Source organism: Amycolatopsis sp. lyj-84 (assembly GCF_046549075.1).
In the GTDB taxonomy this organism is placed as follows: Bacteria; Actinomycetota; Actinomycetes; order Mycobacteriales; family Pseudonocardiaceae; genus Amycolatopsis.
In genome coordinates this window covers 59048-78319 of record NZ_JAJPWO010000010.1, presented here as the reverse complement: position 1 = coordinate 78319, position 19272 = coordinate 59048, and the positions used below count along the sequence as shown (strand labels likewise).

The following is a 19272-nucleotide window of genomic DNA, read 5'->3' as shown; positions in this document are numbered from 1 at the left end:
GCCCCTTCGCTGTGTCCTATGCGGGGAAAGTCCCCTTCAGCTCAGCGCGTCGGGTCCTTGCCGTTCGGCTGCCTCGGGCCGGGACCCGGCGACCACCAGCCGGGGACGACCTTCTCGCCGTGGATGATCGTCGGCGCGATCCCCTCGGTGAACGGTTCGACCTGCAGCAGCTGGCCCCACGACTGGCTCGGCTGACCGATCAGGTAGCTCGGCACCTCGGGTTCGGCGGCGACCTCTTCGAGCCAGCCGATCGGACCGCCGTTGGTGCTGGACGCCCAGTTCGCCTCGTCGGCCACGGCGCCCGCGGTGATCCGGTACTCGGGCATCTTCGAGATGCCGTCGTGCGAGGTCACCGGCTGCACGCACGGGTAGACGAACGACGCCGGCCAGTCGACGTACACCGGCTTGCCCGCGATCTTCTCGGTCAGCGTGGTGAACGTCGGCACGCGCGGCGCCGAGGCGGCGATCCAGCCGTCTTCGGTGAGGTCGTTGTCGACGATGTTGATCCGCACGGACGTCGTCTCGGCGGGGAGGTCGCGCAGGTTGATCCGGGTGTCGTTCCAGCCGTTGGTCCCGGCGCCCGGCGGGAGCACGAACTGGCTCCGGACGATCTTCACGCCTTCGCCGGTGTTCACGCCGTAGTCGAGGCTGACCGACGTCGGCCGCCGCGAGGCACCCGCGGTGGCGACCACGATCTGGCCGTCAGCGGGCTTCTCGGCGAGGGCGTACCAATCGCTGCGAAGCCGTCCGGCCCGCGTCTCGGGGTCGAGGAAGCTGCTCCACATCGGCACTTCGTCGGGCTTGAAACCGTGCGGCGGTTCGGCCAGCGGATCCTTGTCGTCGATCGCGCGGGTGTGGAACCCGGTCTGCACGCGGCCGTTGTCCTGTTCCGGATCGGGCAGCGGCGGCGGGGTCTGCCCGGCGGGCGGCTCCTCCTTCTTCACCGGCACCGTCCGCTGTTCGGGCTGGGCCCGCAGGATGCTGGTCGCGGCGTCCCGTTCCACCATCACGTGGTCGGAAAGGTTGCAGCTCTTGCCGGACAGATGCCCGAAGTTCGCGGCGCCGAGGCTGTAGGAACCGGCCTGGTTGTGGATCGCCCACGCCATGCTGACGAACTCGCCCCCGGCCATCAGGCCACAGACGACCACCAGCGAAAGCGACCCGAGCCGCAGCGACCGGCTCCGGCCTTCTTGCGGCCCGGCGGGCAGCCCGGGCCGGTGCGCGCGGACGTTCTCCACGAACGCGTAGATCCCGGAGATCGCGGCCGCGATGAGCAGGATCGTCGACAGCGGGATTCCGCCGATCGACGGCGCCACCCCGGTCCACTGCACGCCGAGTTTCGAGACGAACCAGAAGGAGTTGGGCCCGGTCGCGGCCAGCGCGCCGACCACGAGCAGCCCGGCGAGGAACGCCGCCCGGTTCCGTCTCGACCGCAGCACCGTCGAACTGGTCGCCAGCGCGGTCAGCGCCGCCATGGCCGCGCCGACGGCGGCGAACGCGCCGAAGTGGTGCGTCCACTTGGTCGGGGTCAAGGCCAGCAGGAGGAAGAAGAGCGCGACCGTGCCGATCAGGCGGCGGCTGGGGCCGAGCGCGGCGCCCGGGATCCGGCCGCGGCGCAGCAGCACCACCAGGCAGGTGCCGGTGCACAGCAACACGAGCAGGACGGGGAAGCGGCGCGGCATCGAGCCGTCCGGCAGGCTTTCGAAGAGCAATTGGTAGCGCGCGAGCTCTTGGAACCACGACAGGTTCGGGCCGACCTGGGTGCGGATCCGGGTCGCCTCCTGCACGGTGGCGAAGGTCTGGTCGGCGAAGACGACGATCAGCACCAGCAGCCCTGCGGCCAGCACCGGCGCGAGCACCGGCAGCCAGCCGTTCTCGGCGCGCTGGCGGACCAGTTTGAACAGCGGGCGCGCGGCGACCAGGAACGGCGCGACCGCGATCAGCCCGGTCGGCGTCGCGGCCAGGGTGAACCCGGCGGCGGTGAGGCCGAGGGCCAGCGGCAGCAGGCGGCGCGTCACGAGCGCGCGCTCCACGGCGCAGATCGCCAGCAGCGAGCCCAGCGCGGCGACCGGTTCCGGCCGGACACCGTTGTTGAACGGCATCCACCAGACCAGGAAGACCGCGGCGGCGGCCCAGCCGGCCGCGCGGCTCGTCCGGACCTGGGTGCCGAGGCGCGGCATGACCTCGCGGCTGATCAACAGCCAGCTCAGCACGCCGAGCACGAACGACGGGAGCCGGATCCACGGCGGCACCGTGCTGACGTGCGCCATCAGCTGGAACACGTGGTAGAACCAGCCGAACGGCGCTTCGGCGACGCCGAACCAGCGGTGGTAGTTGGTCATGTAGCCGGTGTCTTCGGCGACTCTGGACATCGTGAGGATGTAGCCGTCGTCCGAGGTGACCGGGCCGATGAAGACCCACGCGCCGAGCGCGATGATCACCGTCGCGTCGCGGGCGGTCAGCCGCCACCAGCCGACCGGCGCCCAGCGGGGCGCGCGGCGGGCGAACCCGGAGTCCATCCGCCACACCGCGATCAGGCAGCCGATGAACGACAGCGCCGCGATCAGGCCGATGATCCACTTCAGCACCGTCGGCGAGGTCTGGTAGCGGGTGTCCGGGACGACCGAGACGTGCAGCCCGGCGATCGGGTCCTTGCCCGCGTTGATCGACGAGTAGATCCCGACCAGCCGCGGCCGGACGTCGCCCTCGGCGTGGAAGACCACGGTCTCGGCGACGGTCAGCGTCATCTGGTTCGCGTCGGCGACGAGTTTGATGTCGCAGTTGGGAGGAGTCGTCGACTGAGGAGGCAGCGGTTGCTGCACGATCTGCTGGCCCTGACTGGACGCGAGCAGCACGCCGTTGTCGATGCGCAGCTGCAGGCCGACGCCCTTGCCCGCGCGCGGGTCGGTGCGGCCGTCGGGCACGGTCGAGAACAGCAGCGCCTGACCCTGTGAACGCGCGTCCAGCGACCGCACGGTCGTGCACGGCAGATCGACGCGCAGGTCTTGAGCCCAGTACCCGGTCAAGGGCGCGTTGACGGAGCGGGTGTCGCCGCCCGTTGGCCAGACGACCTCCGCTGTGTCCTGCACCACCGGCAGGAAGGGGAAAGCCAGCGCGCACAAGGCGGAAAGCAACCCCAGCGTGACAGCGATCAAACGCATCGGCGCAACGCTAACGGGTCTGGTCCGAACGGCTTACGCAGGGCTGCCCTTGGTCTCGGCGTCGAGCCAGGTTAAGGCGTCCTGAACCGTCGTCACGCTGGCGGTTTCGGGGCGCCACGGCCGCCGGGCGACGACCATGGGGAGGCCGAGTTCGCGGGCCGCGGTGAGCTTCGCGGCGGTCATCGCGCCGCCGCTGTCCTTCGTGACGAGCACCTCGACGCCGTGCCGTTCCATCAGCCCGCGTTCCTTGTCCACCGTGTACGGACCGCGGTCCAGCAGGACTTCGCACCGCCTGGGGAGCCGCACCTCGGGTGGATCGACGCAGCGGATCAGGAACCACAGGTCGTCGAGCCCGGCGAAGGCGGCGAGACCTTGACGGCCGCTGGTGAGGAACACGCGTTCGCCGAGAGCCGGGAGCAGCCGCGCGGCGTGGTCGAGGTCGTCGGCCCAGTGCCACGTGTCGCCGGGCTGTTCGGTCCAGCCAGGCCGGGCGACCCTGAGCAACGGTGTGCTCGTTTCGCGCGCGGCTTCGGCCGCGTTGGCGCCGATGCGTTCGGCGAAGGGGTGGGTGGCGTCGATCATCGCGGCGACGTCGTTCTCGGCCAGCCAGCGCGCGAGACCTTCCGGGCCGCCGAAGCCGCCGACGCGGACTTCACCGTCCGGCAGTTTCGGACGCGCGACGCGGCCCGCGAGCGACGACACGACGTGTTCGCCGCGCGCCGCCAGCTCCTTCGCCAGCTCGCGTGCTTCGCCGGTGCCGCCCAGGATGAGCACTCTCATCGGGCTACGGCGGCACGCCAGCGTTCGAGGGTGCGCAGGTTGGCGAGCGTCTCCGCCCAGGTGAGTTCGGGCGCTTGACGGTCATCGAGGTGCGTCGCGACGTGGTCGGCTTCGCGGGCGAAGAGGCCCTGCGTCGCCTCGACTTCGATCACCTCGGGTTCCCCGCCTTCCGGCGTGAGGATGATCTGGGAGGTCTTCGGCCTGCGCATTTCGTGGATCCACGCCGGCTTCGGCACGTACAGCTGTCCTTGTGAGCCGTACACGCGGATGTGGTCGTCCTGCGTCAGCTGGAAGCCGCAGGCCAGTTGCGCGAGGATCCCGCCCGGCAGCCGCAGCATGCCGAACGCGACCTCGTCGATACCGTTTTCGTCGAGCCTCGCCATCCCGAGCACTTCTTCGGGCTCGACGACGTCCTGCCCGGTCGCGGCCTGCGAAACCAGCCGCGAAAGCGAGGTGCAGTAACACCCGACGTCGAAGATCCCGCCACCGCCCAGCGCGGGATCGGTGAGCCGGGGGACGGCGAAGTTGTAGCTGAAGGCGACGTCCACGGCACGGACCTCGCCGATGGCGCCGCAGGAGATCAGCTCGGCCAGCCGCCGGATCTGCGGATGCAGCCGGTACATGAACGCCTCCATGAGGAAGACGTCGTTGACGCGGGCCGCTTCGATGACCTTCTCGGCTTCGCTGACGGACACGGTCAGCGGCTTTTCGCACAGGATGTGCTTGCCCGCCTCGGCCGCGCGGATCGCCCATTCGCCGTGCAGCGGATGCGGCGTCGAGATGTAGACCGCGTCGACGTCCGGATCGGCGAGCAGATCCTCGTAGGAGCCGTAGCATTTCGGGATCTCGAAGCGGCTCGCGAACTCGGCGGCCCGGTCGCCGGACCGCGCGGCGACGGCCTCCAGCACGCCGTGCTTGCTCTCTTCGACGCCCGCCGCGAACTCGGCGGCGATGGTCCCGGCGGCCAGCAGGCCCCAGCGAAGGTTCTTCACAGCGACTCCGGTTGGTTGGCGCGATCACGAGTGGCCGAGTACAGGAAACTGTCGGGAAACCCTTCGGCGGCAAGGACTTTCCCGACGAAGATCATCGCCGCGCGATTGATCCCGGCCTCGCGGGACTGGGCGGCGATGGTGCCGAGAGTCCCGCGCAACACCTGCTCACCGGGCTGACTCGCCAGCGCCACCACCGCCGCGGGGCAGTCCTCTTCATAGAAGGGCAGCAATTCGTCGACTACCTGCTCGATGCGGTTGATCGCCAGATGCAGCGCGAGGGTGGTGCCGGTGCGCGCGAAGTTGGCGAGCGTTTCCCCCGGTGGCATGGCCGTGGAGCGTGCCTGCGCTCGCGTGACGACCAGGCTTTGGCCGACCTCGGGCACGGTGAGTTCGCGGTTGAGCAGCGCGGCCGCGGCGGCGAACGCGGGAACGCCGGGGGTGACGTCGTAGGGGACACCCGCGGCGTCGAGACGGCGCATCTGTTCGGCGACCGCGCTGTAGATCGACGGATCCCCGGAACAGAGCCGCGCGATCTCATGGCCGTTGTGGTGGGCCTCGACCATGCGCTCGACGATCGCGGGCAGGTCGAGGTTCGCGGTGTCGACGAGGTCCGCGTCGTCCGGGCAGTACTCCAAGAGCGCCGTGGGCGTCATGCTGCCGGGGTACAGGCAGGTTCCGCAGCGGGCGAGCAGGTCACGGCCCCGCACGGTGATGAGGTCGGCGGCGCCGGGACCGGCGCCGATGAAGTGCACGGTCAAGGTCTGCTCCGATAGCTCCACTGCGTCACGGCTCGCGCCGGGGTCCAGCCGGTGAATCCGCCCAGCGGCGCGGCCTGTTCGACGCCGACGCGGATCAGCTCGCCGCCGTGTCCGGTGTACGCGCGGGCCAGCGCCTGTTCGGATTCGAGGGTCACGCCGTGCGCGACGATCCGTGCGCCGGTCGCCAGGCAGGCGTCCAGAACACCCGGAATGGTCAACCCGCCGCCAAGGAAGATCGCGTTCGGCCTGGTCAGCCCTTCGAGTGCTTCCGGGGCCGCACCGATCACCACGTCGAGTTCCGGGACGCCGAGCGTGTCCGCGTTCCGGGCGATCCGGGTGGCTCGCTCCGGGAGGCGTTCGATCGCGATCGCCCGGTTCAGCGGATGCGCCCGGGACCACTCGATCCCGACGCTGCCCGCGCCCGCGCCGACGTCCCACAGCAGTTCGCCGGGCGACGGCGCGAGCCTGGCCAGCGCGGACGCGCGGAGGTCGCGTTTGGTGAGCTGGCCGTCGTGCTCGAAGGCGTCGTCCGGCAGGCCGGTCAGCGGCAGCGCGGGACCGTCGGCCTCGACGGCGAACACGGTCAGCGAGCCGGGGCCGATCCGCTCGTCCGGGCCGCCGAGGTCGGACAGCGCGGTGACGCGGCTCCGTTCGTATCCGCGGGCTTTGAGCAGGTCGAGCAGGTCTTCTGCGTTCGCGCCGAGCACGAGGACCTTCCGGCCCGGCGCCAGCGCCCGGCTCACCCGGCCGATCGCGCGGCCGACGACGGTGACCACCTCGGTCTCCTCCGCCGCCCAGCCGAGCTTCGCGCGGGCGAGCGTCACCGAGGAGAGCGCGGGCAGGATCTCGACGTCGTAGCCGCGCCGGAGGAGCGTCGTGCCGATGCCGGACAGGAGGGGGTCGCCGCTGGCCAGCACGCAGACCCGGCCCTTGCCCGCCAGGAAGTCGTCCAGGGCGGGGAGCAGGGGGCTGGGCCACGGCTCGGATTTCACCTCCGAGGGCAGGTACGCGAGTTGCCTCGGCGAGCCCACGACGACGTCCGCGCGCAGCACCGCTTCCCTGGCCTGCCCGGACAGGGCGGACCAGCCGTCGGCCCCGATCCCGACGACCGTCAGGGGTGATTTTTCGCGCACGTTCGTCACCGTAGATGAAGGTTTTCCTATGCGATGATCGGCCGGACGTCGTCGACGACAGGAGAGCTGTGAAGCCGTACCCGTTCACCGCCGTTGTGGGGATGCCGGATCTGCGCCTGGCGCTGGTGCTTTCCTCCATCTCGCCCGCCGTCGGCGGGGTGCTGGTGCGCGGGGAGAAGGGCACGGCGAAGTCGACGATGGTGCGCGCACTGGCCGGTCTGCTGCCCGGCGTCGACGTCGTGGACGCGTGCCGGTTCTCGTGCGACCCTGTCGAACCCGACCCGGCCTGCCCGGACGGCCCGCACGCCGAGGGCTCGGCCGCGCACCGCCGTCCCGCGCGGCTGGTGGAACTGCCGGTCGGCGCGGCCGAAGACCGCGTGATCGGCTCACTGAACCTGGAACGCGCGCTCGCCGACGGCGTGACCGACTTCCAGCCCGGTCTGCTCGCGTCGGCGCATCGTGGCCTGCTGTACGTCGACGAGGTCAACCTGCTGCACGATCACCTGGTCGACACGCTGCTCGACGCCGCCGCCATGGGGCGCGCGACCGTCGAGCGCGAAGGTGTCTCGGTGTCGCACGCCGCCCGGTTCGTCCTGATCGGCACGATGAACCCCGAGGAAGGCGAGCTGCGGCCGCAGTTGCTCGACCGGTTCGGGCTCACCGTTGAGGTCGCGTCCAGCCGGGATCCCGAACTGCGCGTCGAGGTCGTCCGGCGGCGGCTCGCCTACGAGGCGGATCCCGACGGTTTCGCCGGGCAGTACGCGGCGGCCGACGCCGGACTGGCGGCCGACATCGAGGCGGCGCAACGACTTCTGCCGTCGGTGAAGCTGCCGGACGACGCGCTGCGGCAGATCGCCGAGGTCTGCGCGTCCTTCGAGGTCGACGGGATGCGCGCGGACATCGTGACCGCGCGGACCGCCGTCGCGCACGCCGCCTGGGCCGGGCGGACCGAGGTGACCACCGAGGACGTGCGGGTCGCGGCCCGGCTCGCGCTGCCGCACCGCCGTCGCCGGAATCCCTTCGACGCGCCCGGAATCTCCGAGGAACAGCTGGAACAAGCGCTGCAGGACGCCCAGCCGGAGGATCCCGGTCCGGAAGACGACGGCCCCGGCTCGGGTACCCCGCCGGAGGGCGGCGAGACCTCGGGTCCGCCCCCGTCGGAGGGCGGCCAGGAACCTTCAGGCGGCGGCAAGAGCGGCGGTGACCAGAAGCCGGTCGGAGCCGGGGAAGCCTTTCGTGCCCGGCGTTTCGAGGTGAAGGGCACCGGCGAGGGCGCCGCCGGGCGGCGGTCTCGCGCGATCACCGACAACGGCCGGACCATCGGCGTCCAGCCCGCCGGGACCAAGGACGGTCATCCGCATCTGCTCGCGACCGTGCGCGCCGCCGCGCCGCACCAGCGTTCCCGCGGCCGCAGTGGCGCCGGACTCGTGGTGCGGCCACAGGATCTCCGGTTCGCGCGGCGGGAAGGGCGCGAGGGCAACCTGGTGCTGTTCTGTGTCGACGCGTCCGGCTCGATGGGCGCTCGCCAGCGGATGCGCGAGGTCAAGACCGCCGTGCTGTCGCTGTTGCTCGACGCCTACCAGCGCCGCGACAAGGTGGGCCTGGTGACCTTCCGCGCCTCCGGCGCCGAACTCTCGCTTCCGCCGACGATCAGTGTCGACGCGGCGGCGTCCCGTTTGGACGGTCTCGCGACCGGCGGCCGGACGCCGCTGGCCGAAGGGCTCCTGGAGGCGGCGAGGGTGCTGCGGATCGAAGCGGTCCGCGATCCGCTGCGGCGCCCGCTGCTCGTCGTCGTCACCGACGGCCGCGCCACCAGCGGTGCCGACGCCGTCAAACGGGCACAGCAGGCGGCCGGGCTGCTGGCCGGGAACGTGACTTCGGTCGTGATGGACTGCGAGAGCGGGAAGATGCGGCTCGGGCTCGCCGCGGAACTGGCGGAACACCTGGGCGCGGAACACGTCCCGGTCGCCGAAGTCGCCGCCGACACCCTGGCGGGCGCCGTCCGCACCCGGATCTCCGGAAGGGCCGCGTAATGCCCCAGGGCAAACCGGAAACCGTGCCCGCCGACGGGCTCACCACCCGCCAGCGCCGCAATCGTCCCTTGCTCGCCGTGCACACGGGCGAGATGAAGGGGAAGTCCACGGCCGCGTTCGGGATGGCGTTGCGCGCCTGGAACCAGGGCTGGTCGATCGGGGTGTTCCAGTTCGTCAAGTCGGCGAAATGGCGCGTCGGCGAGGAAGCCGCGTTCCGCGCGCTCGGCAAGCTGCACGAAGACACCGGCCAGGGTGGCCCGGTCGAATGGCACAAGATGGGCGAGGGCTGGAGCTGGGCTCGCAAGTCCGGCACCGAGGAGGATCACGCCGTCAACGCCCGCGAGGGCTGGGCCGAGATCAAACGCCGTCTCGCCGCGGAATCCCACGACTTCTACGTCCTCGACGAGTTCAGCTACCTGCTCAAATGGGGCTGGCTCGAGGTGGACGACGTCGTCTCGACGCTGACCTCGCGCCCCGGCCACCAGCATGTGGTGATCACCGGCCGGTACGCGCCGCCGGAGCTGATCGAGGCCGCGGACCTGGTCACCGAGATGACCAAGGTGAAGCATCCGATGGACGCCGGGCAAAAGGGCCAGCGAGGCATCGAATGGTGAATCGCGTGGTCATCGCCGCGCCCGGCTCCGGGCACGGCAAGACCACGATCGCCGCGGGCCTGATGGCGGCGTTGCGGGCGCGGGGACTGGAGGTGTCCGGGCACAAGGTCGGCCCCGACTTCATCGACCCGAGCTATCACGCCCTCGCGACCGGGCGGCCGCCACGCAACCTCGACCCGTTCCTGCAGGGCGAGGAGCAGCTGATCCCGTTGCTGCTGCACGGTTCCGCCGGGGCCGACATCGCGATCATCGAAGGCGTGATGGGCCTGTTCGACGGCGCGCTCGGCACCGAGGGCTACGCCTCGACGGCGCACGTCGCGCGGCTGCTGGACGCTCCGGTGGTACTCGTCGTGGACGCCTCGGCCGCGTCGCGCAGTGTCGCGGCGACCGTGCTCGGGTTCGCGCAGTACGACACGCGCGTCCGGCTCGCCGGCGTCATCCTCAACAAGCTGGGCTCGCAGCGGCACGCGGACGAGATCGTCACCGCGCTGGAAGCGACCGGTGTCCCGCTGCTGGGAACGTTGTACCGCAACGAAGAGATCCACGCGCCCAGCCGTCACCTCGGCCTGGTCCCGGCGGCCGAACGCGCGAGCGAGTCGGAACGGCTGCTGCCGGAACTGGCCGGATGGATCAGCGAAGGCGTCGACCTCGGCGCCGTCGTCCAGGTCGCTCGCTCCGCCTCCCGCCTCTCGGGTGAACCCTGGCGGCCACCGCTCTCGCACGACGGCCCGCGCACGGTCGTCGCGGCCGCCGCCGGTCCGGCGTTCACCTTCCGCTACACCGAGGCCGTCGAACTGCTCGCCGCCGCCGGTGTCGACGTCGTCGAGGTGGATCCGTTGCAGGACAAGGAACTTCCCGAGGGCTGCGCCGGACTGTACTTCGGCGGCGGCTTTCCCGAGGTGCACGCCGAAGAGCTGTCGGCGAACGTCCCGCTGCGGACGGCGGTGGCGCGGGCCGTCGGCGACGGGATGCCCGTCGTGGCCGAATGCGCCGGACTGCTGTACCTGTGCCAGGACATCGACGGGTTGCCGATGACCGGCGTCCTCGACGCCTCGGCGACCATGACCAAACGCGGGAAACTCGGCTACCGCAAGGCTTTCTCGCCCGCGGACACCCTACTGGCCGTCGCGGGCCAACGCGTCACCGGCCACGAATTCCACCGCACGATCGTCGAACCCGGCAGCGGCCCGACGCCCGCCTGGGGCTGGGATCGCACGCCCGACGGCTTCGCGTCGGCGACGCTGCACGCGTCCTACCTGCACGTCCACTGGGCGGGCTACCCCGAACTCGCCGAGCGGTTCGCCGCCGCGGTACACGCCCATGGCTGACTACGACCTCTGGCACCACGGCGACCGCGAGGTCGGCGAAGGGCTCGTCGACCTCGCGGTCAACGTCCGGCTCCCGGCCCCGCCCGCCTGGTTGCGCGCCGAACTGGCGGCCGCCCTGGACGACCTGGCCGCGTATCCGGACGTCACCGCCGCCGTGGAGGCGGTCGCCGCCCGGCACGCGCTGCCGAAGTCGCAGGTGCTGGTGACGTCGGGCGCGGCCGAGGCTTTCACCTTGCTGGCCACGGCGTTGCGGCCGTCGCGGGCGGTGGTCGTGCATCCGCAGTTCACCGAACCCGAAGCCGCTCTGCGCGCGGCCGGTCACCCGGTGCACCGGGTTCTGTTGTCGCCCGACGACGGTTTCCGGCTTCGCCCGGTCCCGGAGGACGCGGACCTGGTGTTCGTCGGGAACCCCACGAACCCGACTTCGGTACTGCACCCGGCCGCGGACCTGCTCGCCCTCGGCCGCCCGGGCCGCCTGGTCGTCGTCGACGAAGCCTTCCTCGACGCCGTCCCCGGCGAGACCGAAACCGTTGCCGGACAACCGGGTTTCGTCGTCCTCCGCAGCCTGACGAAGACGTGGGGGATCGCCGGACTGCGCGCGGGCTACGTCTTGGCGGAAGAGTCCGTTGTGGACAGTCTGCGCGCGGTTCAGCCTCCGTGGTCGGTGTCGTCGCTCGCAGCCGTCGCCGTGGTGGCCTGCTGCCGCCCGGCGGCGCTGGAGGAGGCCGAAAAGCTGGCGGTGGCGGCGGAATCGGACCGGGAGTACCTGGTTTCCGGCCTGACCGACCTGGGCGTCGACGTGCTGGGGGAGCCGCGAGGGCCGTTCGTGCTCATCCGGCTCCCCGGCGCGGACGGTGTCCGGGAACGGCTGCGAGAGCACGGTTTCGCTGTCCGGCGTGGGGACACCTTCCCGGGGCTGGACGCGCGGTACCTCCGGATCGCCGTCCGGGACCGGGACACGGTGGACGGGTTCCTGACGGCACTCGCCGAGGTCAGGCGGCTCCCTTCTTGAGGAGTTCGATCATCGACGAGTAGCTGCTCTGGCCGAACCCGGCGGCGATGGCCTTCTCGGTCAGTTCCTTGTTCCTGAGCGGGATCTCGGCGTCCACGCCCTGCTCCTCGCTGGTGTCGACGATATGCCTGAGCGCCGTGAGATTCATTTCCAGGGAACCGAAATCGCCGGGATACTCGCCCTTGTCGATGGCGGGTGCCTCGGCCTTCAAGATCCCGTCGACCACCGAGGGCAGGAACCAGTCCACGGCGAGTTCCGTGAACTCGGTCGCCGGGACCCCCGCGCTGCCGACCAGGGCGGCGGCGTGCAGGAAACCGTTCATCGACGAGTACATCAGGCTCAGCAGAGCGGTGTTGTACAGCACCGCGAGGCCCGGGTCCGTTCCCAGGTAGGTCGCGTCGCCCAACGCGGCCAGCGTCCCCCTGTGCGCGTCGAAGACCTCGGCCGAGCCGCTGTAGAGGAACACCGAACCCGGCCGGCCGACCAGTGCCGGCGGGACCATGATGGCGCCGTCGAGGTAGCCGATTCCGCGATCTCCGGCCCAGCGCACGGTTTCGTGCGCTTCCTTCGGCGTACCGGAATTGAGATTCACCACCACCCGGCCACGCAGCGCTTCTTCGGCCGGTGCCAGCGCGGAGTACAGGGCGTCGTAGTCGGCGAGGCAGACCACGGTCACCTCGCTCGCGGACACCGCGTCCGCGATGCCGTCCGCCTCTCGCGCGCCTTGGGCGACCAAGGGCGCGGCCTTGCCGGGGGAACGGTTCCACACGGTCACCTCGTGGCCGTGGTCGAGTAGTGCCGCCGCGAGCGCCGCGCCCATCGGGCCGAGCCCGGCGACGGTGACGGAGGTTTTCTTTTCGGTCATGGGGAAAGGCTAAAGTCTCTCATCGGTGTGAGAGTCAACTCCCGATCGTGTAAAGGTTGTTCCATGCGGATCGGTGAGCTGGTGCGGCGGACGGGCGTGCGGGAGCGCCTGCTCCGGTACTACGAAGAACAAGGCCTCCTGCATCCGGTGCGAAGGCCGAGCGGGTATCGCGAGTACTCCGAACAGGACGTCGGGCGGGTGCGCAACATCCGGACGCTGCTGTCCGCGGGTCTGGGCACCGCCACCATCGCCGGGGTGCTGCCGTGCATGGTCGATCTGGGGAACGGCCTCGCGCCCGCTTGCGCCGACCTGTTGCCCGAGTTGTACCGGGAGCGGGAGCGGATCAGCACGGCGATCGACGAGATGACCGCGACGCGGGAGGTGCTGGACGGCATCATCGCCGCGACGGTCCCGCACGCCGACGAGGTCGCCGTGGCCTTGGCACGACAGGCCGCGGGCTAACGGTGTGAGGCCCGCGCGCGATCTTTGGTCTTCCCCAGGGCAGGTGGTTGGATGAGCCGGTGAACTTCGTGATCGGCGTCTTCGATCTCTTCGCCTACACCATCCCCGGCGCGCTCTACGTCGCGTTCTTCGGCTACCTCGGGGTGAAACTCCACCTCCTGACGGCGGCGTCCATCGGCGGGGTGCCCACCTTGGTGGCGGTCGTGGTGATCGTGGTGCTGAGCTTCCTGCTGGGCTATCTGGCCTATCCGCTCGGCGACGCGCTGGAACGGATCGTGCCGCGCAGGCGGGAGCGGAACGCCGCCGAGGAGTTCGTCCGCCGGATGCCGGCGGCCGAGGACCGGCCGTTCCTCAAGGAGAACACGCATCTCCTGCTGTGCGCGCTGCAACTGCACGACAAGGAGGTCGCGAGCGACGTCACGCGGCTGCGCGCGTCCGGTCTCATGGTGCGCAACTGCGCGCCGCCGTTGCTGTTCGGAGCGATCGCGGCGATCGTCGAGATCTTCGCGGGCAAGCACCCGTTCATCGCCGCCGGTCTCGCGGTGCTGCTTCTGCTCGCGTCGCTCACGCTGGTTTCGCAGGGCCGCAAACTCGGGCTCTGGGCGGGGATGAAGACCCTCGAACTGTGCTTCTGGCTCCCGGAAATCGACGAGAAACTGGCGACGGACAAGGCCGCTTGACTCGGTCGCCTCAGAACGACAAAGCCAGCAGAACCCCCGCGACGGCGACTTCGACACAGCCGCCGAGCACGTCTCCGGTGACTCCGCCCAGCCGTTGGACGCACCGCGCCAGCAGCGCCGACGCGGCCAGATAGCCGAGCGCCACCGCGATCAGGCCTTGCCACCAAGGCAGCACGAGCGCCGCCGCACCCGCGAGCACGGCGAACACCACCGCGGCCGCCCACACCGGCACCGAACCGGCGACGGTCGCACCCAGCCCCTCGGGCCGCGCCGAGGGGACGCCACGCGCGCAGCACAGCGAGAGCACCCCGCGTCCGGCGATAACCGCGATCGCGGCCGCCGCGATCCCGTGTCCGGCGGAGATCGCCCCGGCCAGCGCGCCCGTCTGGACGAGCAGGACCAGCACCAAGGTCGCGATCCCGGTCGGCCCGGAATCCCCGCGCCGCATCACTTCCAGCGCCCGCGCACGGTCGTAGGAGGCGCCGAGCCCGTCGGCCGTGTCGGCGAGCCCGTCCAAATGGAGCCCGCGACTGCCCAGCGCCACCGCGCCCAACGCCAGCGCCGCCGACGCGAACGCGGGCAGCCCTGCCAGATCACCCAAGAAGACGATCACCGAAGCGACGGCCGCGAGCGGGAGGACGGCCAGCGGAGCGAGCACCATCGCGCCGCCCGCCACCCGTCGGTCGATCACTCCCGGGGCGGGCACCCGGACCGTGGTCAGGGTGCCGACGGCCATCTTCAGCGCGTCCGCGATCAAGCGAGATCCGCCAGCAGGCCCATGTCCGCGATGATCGCCCGCGCCGCCCTCAGCGTAGGTACCGCCTGCACGGCGCCGCTGCCCTCGCCGAGCCGCAGCCCGAGATCGAGGATCGGCTCCAGTCCGAGCGCTTTCAGCGCGTAGGCCTGCGACGGCTCGGTCGACCGGTGCCCGGCCTGCCACCACTGCTCGGCGCCCGGCGCGATCTCGCGGGCGACGAGCGCCGCGGCCCCGGAGAACACGCCGTCGAGCAGCACCGGCACCCCGCGAACCGCCGCCTGCACGAGAAAGCCCGCCGTCGCGGCGAGACAAGCGCTGCCGAGCACGGTCAGCAGCGCGAAGGGGTCTTTCACCGCATCGGCCCTGATCAACGCGGCCTCGACGACCGCGAGCTTCCGCGCGCGCCCGTCCTCGTCGATCCCGGTGCCCGTACCGACGACGTCTTCCGGGAGAAGGCCGAGCACCGAAGCGACCACGGCCGCGCAGATCGTCGTGTTGCCGATCCCCATGTCACCCGGGATGAGCAGATCCGCGCCGCCGTCGATCTCCTCGTCCGCGATCGCCAGCCCGTGCTCGAACGCCGTCCGCGCCTCCCCTGCGGCGAGCGCGTCCTCGACGTCGATCGAGCCGGAACCCCGCCGCACCTTGTGCGCGGTGACCTCGGCGGGCACGTCCGCGCCGTCCCAGTCCACGGCGATGTCCAGCACGCGCACCTTCGCCCCGGCGAGTCCGGCCAGCACACTGACGCCGCTCTTCCCGGCCAGGAACACCCGCACCATCGCCGCGGTGACCTCGCGCGGATACGCCGACAGCCCGGAAACCCCATGGTCCCCGGCGAACACGACCACCCGGACGTCGTCGAGCGGCCGCGGCGGCACGGTGCCGTGCGCGGCGCTGAGCCAGGCGGCCAGGTCTTCGAGCCGTCCGAGCGAACCCAGCGGCTTGACCAGGCCGTCGAGTCTGGTGCGCGCGGCGGCTTCGGCGGCGGCGTCCGGGGTGGGGATACGCATGGTTGCTCCCTAAGGCAGGTCCAGCATCCGTCCGGCGACGACCAGCACGGTCCGGTCGGAGACGGCGGACACCCGGTTGTTCAACGCGCCCAGCACATCACGGAACACGCGCCCGGACACCGTCGCGGGCACCACACCGCTGCCGACCTCGTTGCTGACCGCGATCACCGGCACGTCGGCCTGCGCCCACGCGGCAAGGAAGTCCTCCAGCCGGTCGTCGAGCCGCCGTTCCCAGCCCTTGCGCTGCTCCCAGGCGCCGACCTCGTCGAGCACGCGGGCGATCCAGGTGCCGAGGCAGTCGATGAGCAGCGGATGCGTCGCCGTCCGCAGCACCGTGGCCAGGTCGGTGGTCTCGATGGTCTTCCAGGTGCTCGGCCGCCGCGCGCGGTGCGCGGCCACGCGAGCGGCCCATTCGGGATCGTCGGCGCTCGGGGGCAGCCCGGGCGCGAGATAGGTCAGGTGCGGGTGACGGGACGCGAGCCGCTCGGCGTGGTGTGACTTCCCAGAGCGGACGCCGCCCAGGATCAGCACCTTGCCGTCGTCGCGCGAGTAGCGGCGAAGTGCCCGCGCGAGAGTCTCCAGAACCCTCGCGAGGCGATGCGTCAGCTTGGTCATACCCCGCATTCTCGTGCACGCGCTACCGTTCGCCACGTGCCACTCCGACAAGCCGCCACCGCAGCCGGACTCGTTACCGGTTACGTCGCCGACGTCGTGTTCGGAGATCCACGGCGCGGGCATCCGGTCGCCGGCTTCGGCCGGGCCGCGCAAGCTCTTGAACAGCGGGTTTGGGCCGATTCGAAGGTGCGGGGCGCGGCGTACACCGCCGCGTGCGCGGGGACGGTCACCGGATTGGGGGTCGCCGCCCAGATCTTGACCCGGAAGCGTCCTTTCACCCGGTTCGTCCTCACCGCGGCGTCCACTTGGGTGGTTCTCGGCGGTCGGGGGCTCGCCGCCGAGGGCACGCGGATGGCCGGCCTGCTCGACGAGGGCGACCTGCCCGGCGCGAGGCGGCGGCTCTCGCACCTGTGCGCTCGTGACGCCACCGGCCTCGACACCGGACAACTCGCGCGCGCGACCACCGAGTCCATCGCCGAGAACACCTCGGACGCCGTCGTCGCGCCGCTGCTGTGGGGCGCGGTCGCCGGAATTCCCGGCCTCCTGGGGTATCGCGCGCTCAACACCCTGGACGCGATGGTCGGCTACCGGTCGCCGAAGTACGCCAACTTCGGGTGGGCCTCGGCCAGGGCGGACGATCTGGCCAATCTGGTGCCCTCCCGCGTCGGCGCGGCGCTGACCGTGGTCTCGGCACCGCTGGCGGGCGGCTTCGCCAAACCCGCGTTCCGGATCTGGCGCCGCGACGGGAAGCACCACCCGAGCCCCAACGCGGGCCAGGTCGAATCCGCTTTCGCCGGTGCGCTCGGCATCCGGCTCGGCGGGACGAACAGCTACGACGGCCGCACCGAACGCCGCGGCGTCCTCGGCGACGGTCGCGAGCCGGAACCGGTGGACGTGCGTCGCGCGGTCCGGCTCTCGCGAGCCGTTGGCCTCGCCGCGCTGGCCGTCGCGGTGGCGGTCACGCGGTGAGCGGCCTGCTCGTCGCGGGGACGACGTCGGACGCGGGCAAGAGCCTGGTCACCGCCGCGTTGTGCCGCTGGCTCGCGCGCCAGGGCGTGCGGGTCGCGCCGTTCAAGTCCCAGAACATGTCGAACAACTCGATGGTGTGCGCGGACGGCGCCGAGATCGGCCGCGCGCAATGGCTGCAGGCGCGGGCGGCCCGCGTCGAACCCGAGGCCGCGATGAACCCGGTCCTGCTGAAACCCGGGAGCGACCGCCGCAGTCACGTCGTCGCGCTCGGGAAACCGTTCGGCACGCTGGAGGCGGGGGAGTACGCGACCGGCCGGGCCGGGCTCGCCGAGATCGCCTTCGACACGTTCTCGTCGTTGCGGCGCCGCTTCGACGTCGTGCTGTGCGAAGGCGCGGGCAGCCCGGCCGAGATCAACCTGCGCGCGGGCGACTACGTCAACATGGGGCTGGCGCGGCGCTTCGGCCTGCCCGTGGTGGTCGTCGGCGACATCGATCGCGGCGGCGTCATGGCCGCGATGTTCGGGACCCTCGCTCTCCTGTCAGCCGAAGACCAAGCGCTGGTTTCGGGGTGGCTGGTCAACAAGTTCCGTGGTGACGTGGGCCTGCTGCGACCTGGTCTGGAGACACTGGAGAAGCTCACCGGCCGCGAGGTCTTCGGCGTTCTGCCCTGGCTCGACCAGGTGTGGATCGACTCCGAGGACGCGCTGGCCGCCGCGGGCTGGGGCGCGACCGGCGGCTCGCTGCGCGTCGCGGTCGTGCGCTTTCCCCGCGCCTCCAACGCGACGGACGTCGACGCGCTCGCCGCCGAGCCCGGTGTCTCCGTCGCGCTGACGGCCGATCCGGATACCGTCCTTTCCGCCGATGTGGTGATCCTGCCGGGTTCCCGCGCGACCGTGGACGACCTGGCGTGGCTGCGTTCCCGCGGTTTGGCGGCCGCCGTACTGGCGCGGGCCGAAGCGGGCCGCCCGGTGCTGGGGATCTGCGGCGGCTATCAAATGCTGGCCGCCGAGATCGAGGACGACGTCGAGTCCGGCGCCGGAACCGTCCCCGGCCTCGGTCTGCTGCCGACGCGTGTTTCGTTCAGCGCCGACAAGGTGCTGGCACGCCCGACAGGTGCCTGGCGCGGCCAGCCCGTGGAGGCGTACGAAATCCACCATGGCGCCGTGACGGCCACCGGTCCCGCCGAGTCCTTTTTGGACGGATACCGGCAGGGGACGGTGTGGGGCACCATGTGGCACGGCGCCTTCGAGAACGACGGCTTCCGCCGTGCCTGGCTGGGCGAGGTGGCGGACTGGTCACCGGCCGCCGGGGCGCGGGGATTCGGTTCGCTGCGGGAGAGCATGCTCGACAGGCTCGCCGACGCCGTCGAGGACCACGTCGACACCGTGGGACTCCAGCGTCTTATCGAAACCGGCTGCCACGTCGACCTTCCCTTTGTGCCGCCTGGAGCCTGAGCCCGGCGTCAGCGCGCGCAGCACCAGCCGGACCACCGACTCGCCGAACTCCTCGGTGAGCGGCCCGGTCCGCAGCAGCCACCGGTAGTAGACCGCTCCGTAGTACAGGTCCACCGCGGCCTCGATGTCGCCGCCGTCGATCTGCCCGGCCTCGGCGCCGGTCCGGAATCGTGCCCTTGTCGCCTCCAGCCATGGCTTCATCAGCCGTTCGTCGAGTTCCGCCGACAGTTTCACGTCACCCTGGATCGCGGTCAGCAGCGCGCGGTAGAACGCCTCGTAACCCGTGTCCGCCAACGGGTCCACAGTGGACCGGAGCACCGTGCGCAGATCCGCTCCGAGATCACCGGTGTCCGGGAAGCTCAGCTCGCCCGCTCCCTGGACCAAGGTCAGGTACGCGTCCAGCACCAGCGCGCCCTTGTCCGGCCACCACCGGTAGATCGTCTGTTTTCCCACTCCCGCCCGCGACGCGATCGCCTCCACCGCCAGCTTCGGGTAGCCGACTTCGCCGAGCAGTTCGGTGGCCGCCGTGAGGATCGCCTGCCTCGAACGTTCGCTGCGCCGAGCCGGATCCGGGGACTTGACGTTTCCAGCCATGCCGGTACTGTAGCACAACGAGACGAGACGGTCCGTCTCGCAAGGAGCGAAGGAG

17 protein-coding genes and 1 pseudogene are annotated in these 19272 nt (G+C 71.2%); 8 read left to right on the top strand and 10 right to left on the bottom strand.

Annotated elements, in window-relative coordinates; genetic code table 11:
• Positions 1-41: 41 nt before the first annotated feature.
• From ACLJRM_RS28425 to cbiE, 5 genes are read right to left on the bottom strand one after another with little or no spacing between them, the layout of a single operon-like run.
• Complete coding sequence (locus tag ACLJRM_RS28425) at positions 42-3161, bottom strand: arabinosyltransferase domain-containing protein (protein WP_101605733.1); 3120 nt, start codon at positions 3159-3161, stop codon at positions 42-44.
• A 33-nt stretch (positions 3162-3194) separates the two neighbouring features.
• Positions 3195-3941, bottom strand: a complete 747-nt coding sequence (locus tag ACLJRM_RS28420; protein WP_410664784.1) for a cobalt-precorrin-6A reductase — start codon at positions 3939-3941, stop codon at positions 3195-3197.
• On the bottom strand, positions 3938-4933 hold the full coding sequence (locus ACLJRM_RS28415; protein ID WP_410664783.1) for a Gfo/Idh/MocA family protein: 996 nt from the start codon (positions 4931-4933) through the stop codon (positions 3938-3940). Before ACLJRM_RS28415 ends, ACLJRM_RS28420 begins: the two co-directional genes overlap by 4 nt.
• On the bottom strand, positions 4930-5691 hold the full coding sequence (gene cobM, locus ACLJRM_RS28410) for a precorrin-4 C(11)-methyltransferase (RefSeq protein WP_410664782.1): 762 nt from the start codon (positions 5689-5691) through the stop codon (positions 4930-4932). Before cobM ends, ACLJRM_RS28415 begins: the two co-directional genes overlap by 4 nt.
• On the bottom strand, positions 5688-6833 hold the full coding sequence (gene cbiE, locus ACLJRM_RS28405; RefSeq protein ID WP_410664781.1) for a precorrin-6y C5,15-methyltransferase (decarboxylating) subunit CbiE: 1146 nt from the start codon (positions 6831-6833) through the stop codon (positions 5688-5690). The genes cobM and cbiE overlap by 4 nt, the downstream gene beginning before the upstream one ends.
• 59 nt (positions 6834-6892) lie before the next feature.
• Here cbiE and ACLJRM_RS28400 point away from each other — a divergent pair, with 59 nt between their 5' ends.
• From ACLJRM_RS28400 to cobC, 4 genes are read left to right on the top strand one after another with little or no spacing between them, the layout of a single operon-like run.
• Positions 6893-8857 carry a putative cobaltochelatase gene (locus ACLJRM_RS28400; RefSeq protein WP_410664780.1) on the top strand — a complete coding sequence of 655 codons (1965 nt, stop codon included), beginning with the start codon at positions 6893-6895 and terminating at the stop codon, positions 8855-8857.
• Positions 8857-9471, top strand: coding sequence for a cob(I)yrinic acid a,c-diamide adenosyltransferase (cobO, locus tag ACLJRM_RS28395; protein WP_101605739.1), 615 nt, complete (start codon positions 8857-8859; stop codon positions 9469-9471). Before ACLJRM_RS28400 ends, cobO begins: the two co-directional genes overlap by 1 nt.
• Entirely contained in the window at positions 9465-10799 is a 1335-nt protein-coding gene (locus ACLJRM_RS28390; protein WP_410664779.1) for a cobyrinate a,c-diamide synthase, read from the top strand. Before cobO ends, ACLJRM_RS28390 begins: the two co-directional genes overlap by 7 nt.
• Positions 10792-11811 (top strand): Rv2231c family pyridoxal phosphate-dependent protein CobC, encoded by a 1020-nt coding sequence (gene cobC, locus ACLJRM_RS28385; protein WP_410664778.1) that lies wholly within the window; start codon positions 10792-10794, stop codon positions 11809-11811. Before ACLJRM_RS28390 ends, cobC begins: the two co-directional genes overlap by 8 nt.
• Here the strand turns inward: cobC and ACLJRM_RS28380 are convergent.
• A complete protein-coding gene (locus ACLJRM_RS28380) occupies positions 11792-12676 on the bottom strand; it encodes an NAD(P)-dependent oxidoreductase (protein ID WP_410664777.1) in 885 nt (294 codons plus the stop codon). The two genes, cobC and ACLJRM_RS28380, sit on opposite strands and share 20 nt — an antisense overlap.
• Positions 12677-12739: 63 nt before the next feature.
• On the opposite strand from ACLJRM_RS28380, the gene ACLJRM_RS28375 reads away from it, so the two are divergent.
• Both ACLJRM_RS28375 and ACLJRM_RS28370 read left to right on the top strand, forming a co-directional pair.
• Positions 12740-13138 carry a MerR family transcriptional regulator gene (locus tag ACLJRM_RS28375; RefSeq protein ID WP_101605743.1) on the top strand — a complete coding sequence of 133 codons (399 nt, stop codon included), beginning with the start codon at positions 12740-12742 and terminating at the stop codon, positions 13136-13138.
• A 59-nt stretch (positions 13139-13197) separates the two neighbouring features.
• Entirely contained in the window at positions 13198-13818 is a 621-nt protein-coding gene (locus ACLJRM_RS28370) for a hypothetical protein (RefSeq protein ID WP_410603944.1), read from the top strand.
• 10 nt (positions 13819-13828) lie between these two features.
• On the opposite strand, the gene ACLJRM_RS28365 is transcribed toward ACLJRM_RS28370, so the two are convergent.
• From ACLJRM_RS28365 to ACLJRM_RS28355, 3 genes are read right to left on the bottom strand one after another with little or no spacing between them, the layout of a single operon-like run.
• On the bottom strand, positions 13829-14575 hold the full coding sequence (locus tag ACLJRM_RS28365) for an adenosylcobinamide-GDP ribazoletransferase (protein WP_410664776.1): 747 nt from the start codon (positions 14573-14575) through the stop codon (positions 13829-13831).
• A complete protein-coding gene (gene cobT, locus ACLJRM_RS28360) occupies positions 14572-15585 on the bottom strand; it encodes a nicotinate-nucleotide--dimethylbenzimidazole phosphoribosyltransferase (protein WP_410664775.1) in 1014 nt (337 codons plus the stop codon). Before cobT ends, ACLJRM_RS28365 begins: the two co-directional genes overlap by 4 nt.
• A gap of 9 nt (positions 15586-15594) precedes the next feature.
• Positions 15595-16200, bottom strand: coding sequence for a bifunctional adenosylcobinamide kinase/adenosylcobinamide-phosphate guanylyltransferase (locus ACLJRM_RS28355; protein ID WP_101605747.1), 606 nt, complete (start codon positions 16198-16200; stop codon positions 15595-15597).
• 36 nt (positions 16201-16236) lie between these two features.
• Here ACLJRM_RS28355 and ACLJRM_RS28350 point away from each other — a divergent pair, with 36 nt between their 5' ends.
• Positions 16237-17169 (top strand): cobalamin biosynthesis protein, encoded by a 933-nt coding sequence (locus ACLJRM_RS28350; RefSeq protein ID WP_410664774.1) that lies wholly within the window; start codon positions 16237-16239, stop codon positions 17167-17169.
• Positions 17166-18623: a cobyric acid synthase gene (locus ACLJRM_RS28345; protein ID WP_410664773.1), complete on the top strand. Its 1458-nt coding sequence runs from the start codon at positions 17166-17168 to the stop codon at positions 18621-18623. The genes ACLJRM_RS28350 and ACLJRM_RS28345 overlap by 4 nt, the downstream gene beginning before the upstream one ends.
• 33 nt (positions 18624-18656) lie before the next feature.
• Here ACLJRM_RS28345 and ACLJRM_RS28340 read toward each other — a convergent pair.
• Positions 18657-19217, bottom strand: a pseudogene (locus ACLJRM_RS28340) (TetR/AcrR family transcriptional regulator); the annotation flags it as partial.
• Between the last annotated feature and the right edge of the window lie 55 nt (positions 19218-19272).

Excerpts from the sequence above, each read along its gene's own strand:
- ACLJRM_RS28425 (WP_101605733.1), bottom strand. The coding sequence starts at position 3,161 with ATGCGTTTGATCGCTGTCACGCTGGGGTTGCTTTCCGCCTTGTGCGCG.
- ACLJRM_RS28420 (WP_410664784.1), bottom strand. The coding sequence starts at position 3,941 with ATGAGAGTGCTCATCCTGGGCGGCACCGGCGAAGCACGCGAGCTGGCG.
- cobO (WP_101605739.1), top strand. The coding sequence starts at position 8,857 with ATGCCCCAGGGCAAACCGGAAACCGTGCCCGCCGACGGGCTCACCACC.
- ACLJRM_RS28390 (WP_410664779.1), top strand. The coding sequence starts at position 9,465 with ATGGTGAATCGCGTGGTCATCGCCGCGCCCGGCTCCGGGCACGGCAAG.
- cobC (WP_410664778.1), top strand. The coding sequence starts at position 10,792 with ATGGCTGACTACGACCTCTGGCACCACGGCGACCGCGAGGTCGGCGAA.
- ACLJRM_RS28380 (WP_410664777.1), bottom strand. The coding sequence starts at position 12,676 with ATGACCGAAAAGAAAACCTCCGTCACCGTCGCCGGGCTCGGCCCGATG.
- ACLJRM_RS28375 (WP_101605743.1), top strand. The coding sequence starts at position 12,740 with ATGCGGATCGGTGAGCTGGTGCGGCGGACGGGCGTGCGGGAGCGCCTG.
- cobT (WP_410664775.1), bottom strand. The coding sequence starts at position 15,585 with ATGCGTATCCCCACCCCGGACGCCGCCGCCGAAGCCGCCGCGCGCACC.
- ACLJRM_RS28355 (WP_101605747.1), bottom strand. The coding sequence starts at position 16,200 with ATGACCAAGCTGACGCATCGCCTCGCGAGGGTTCTGGAGACTCTCGCG.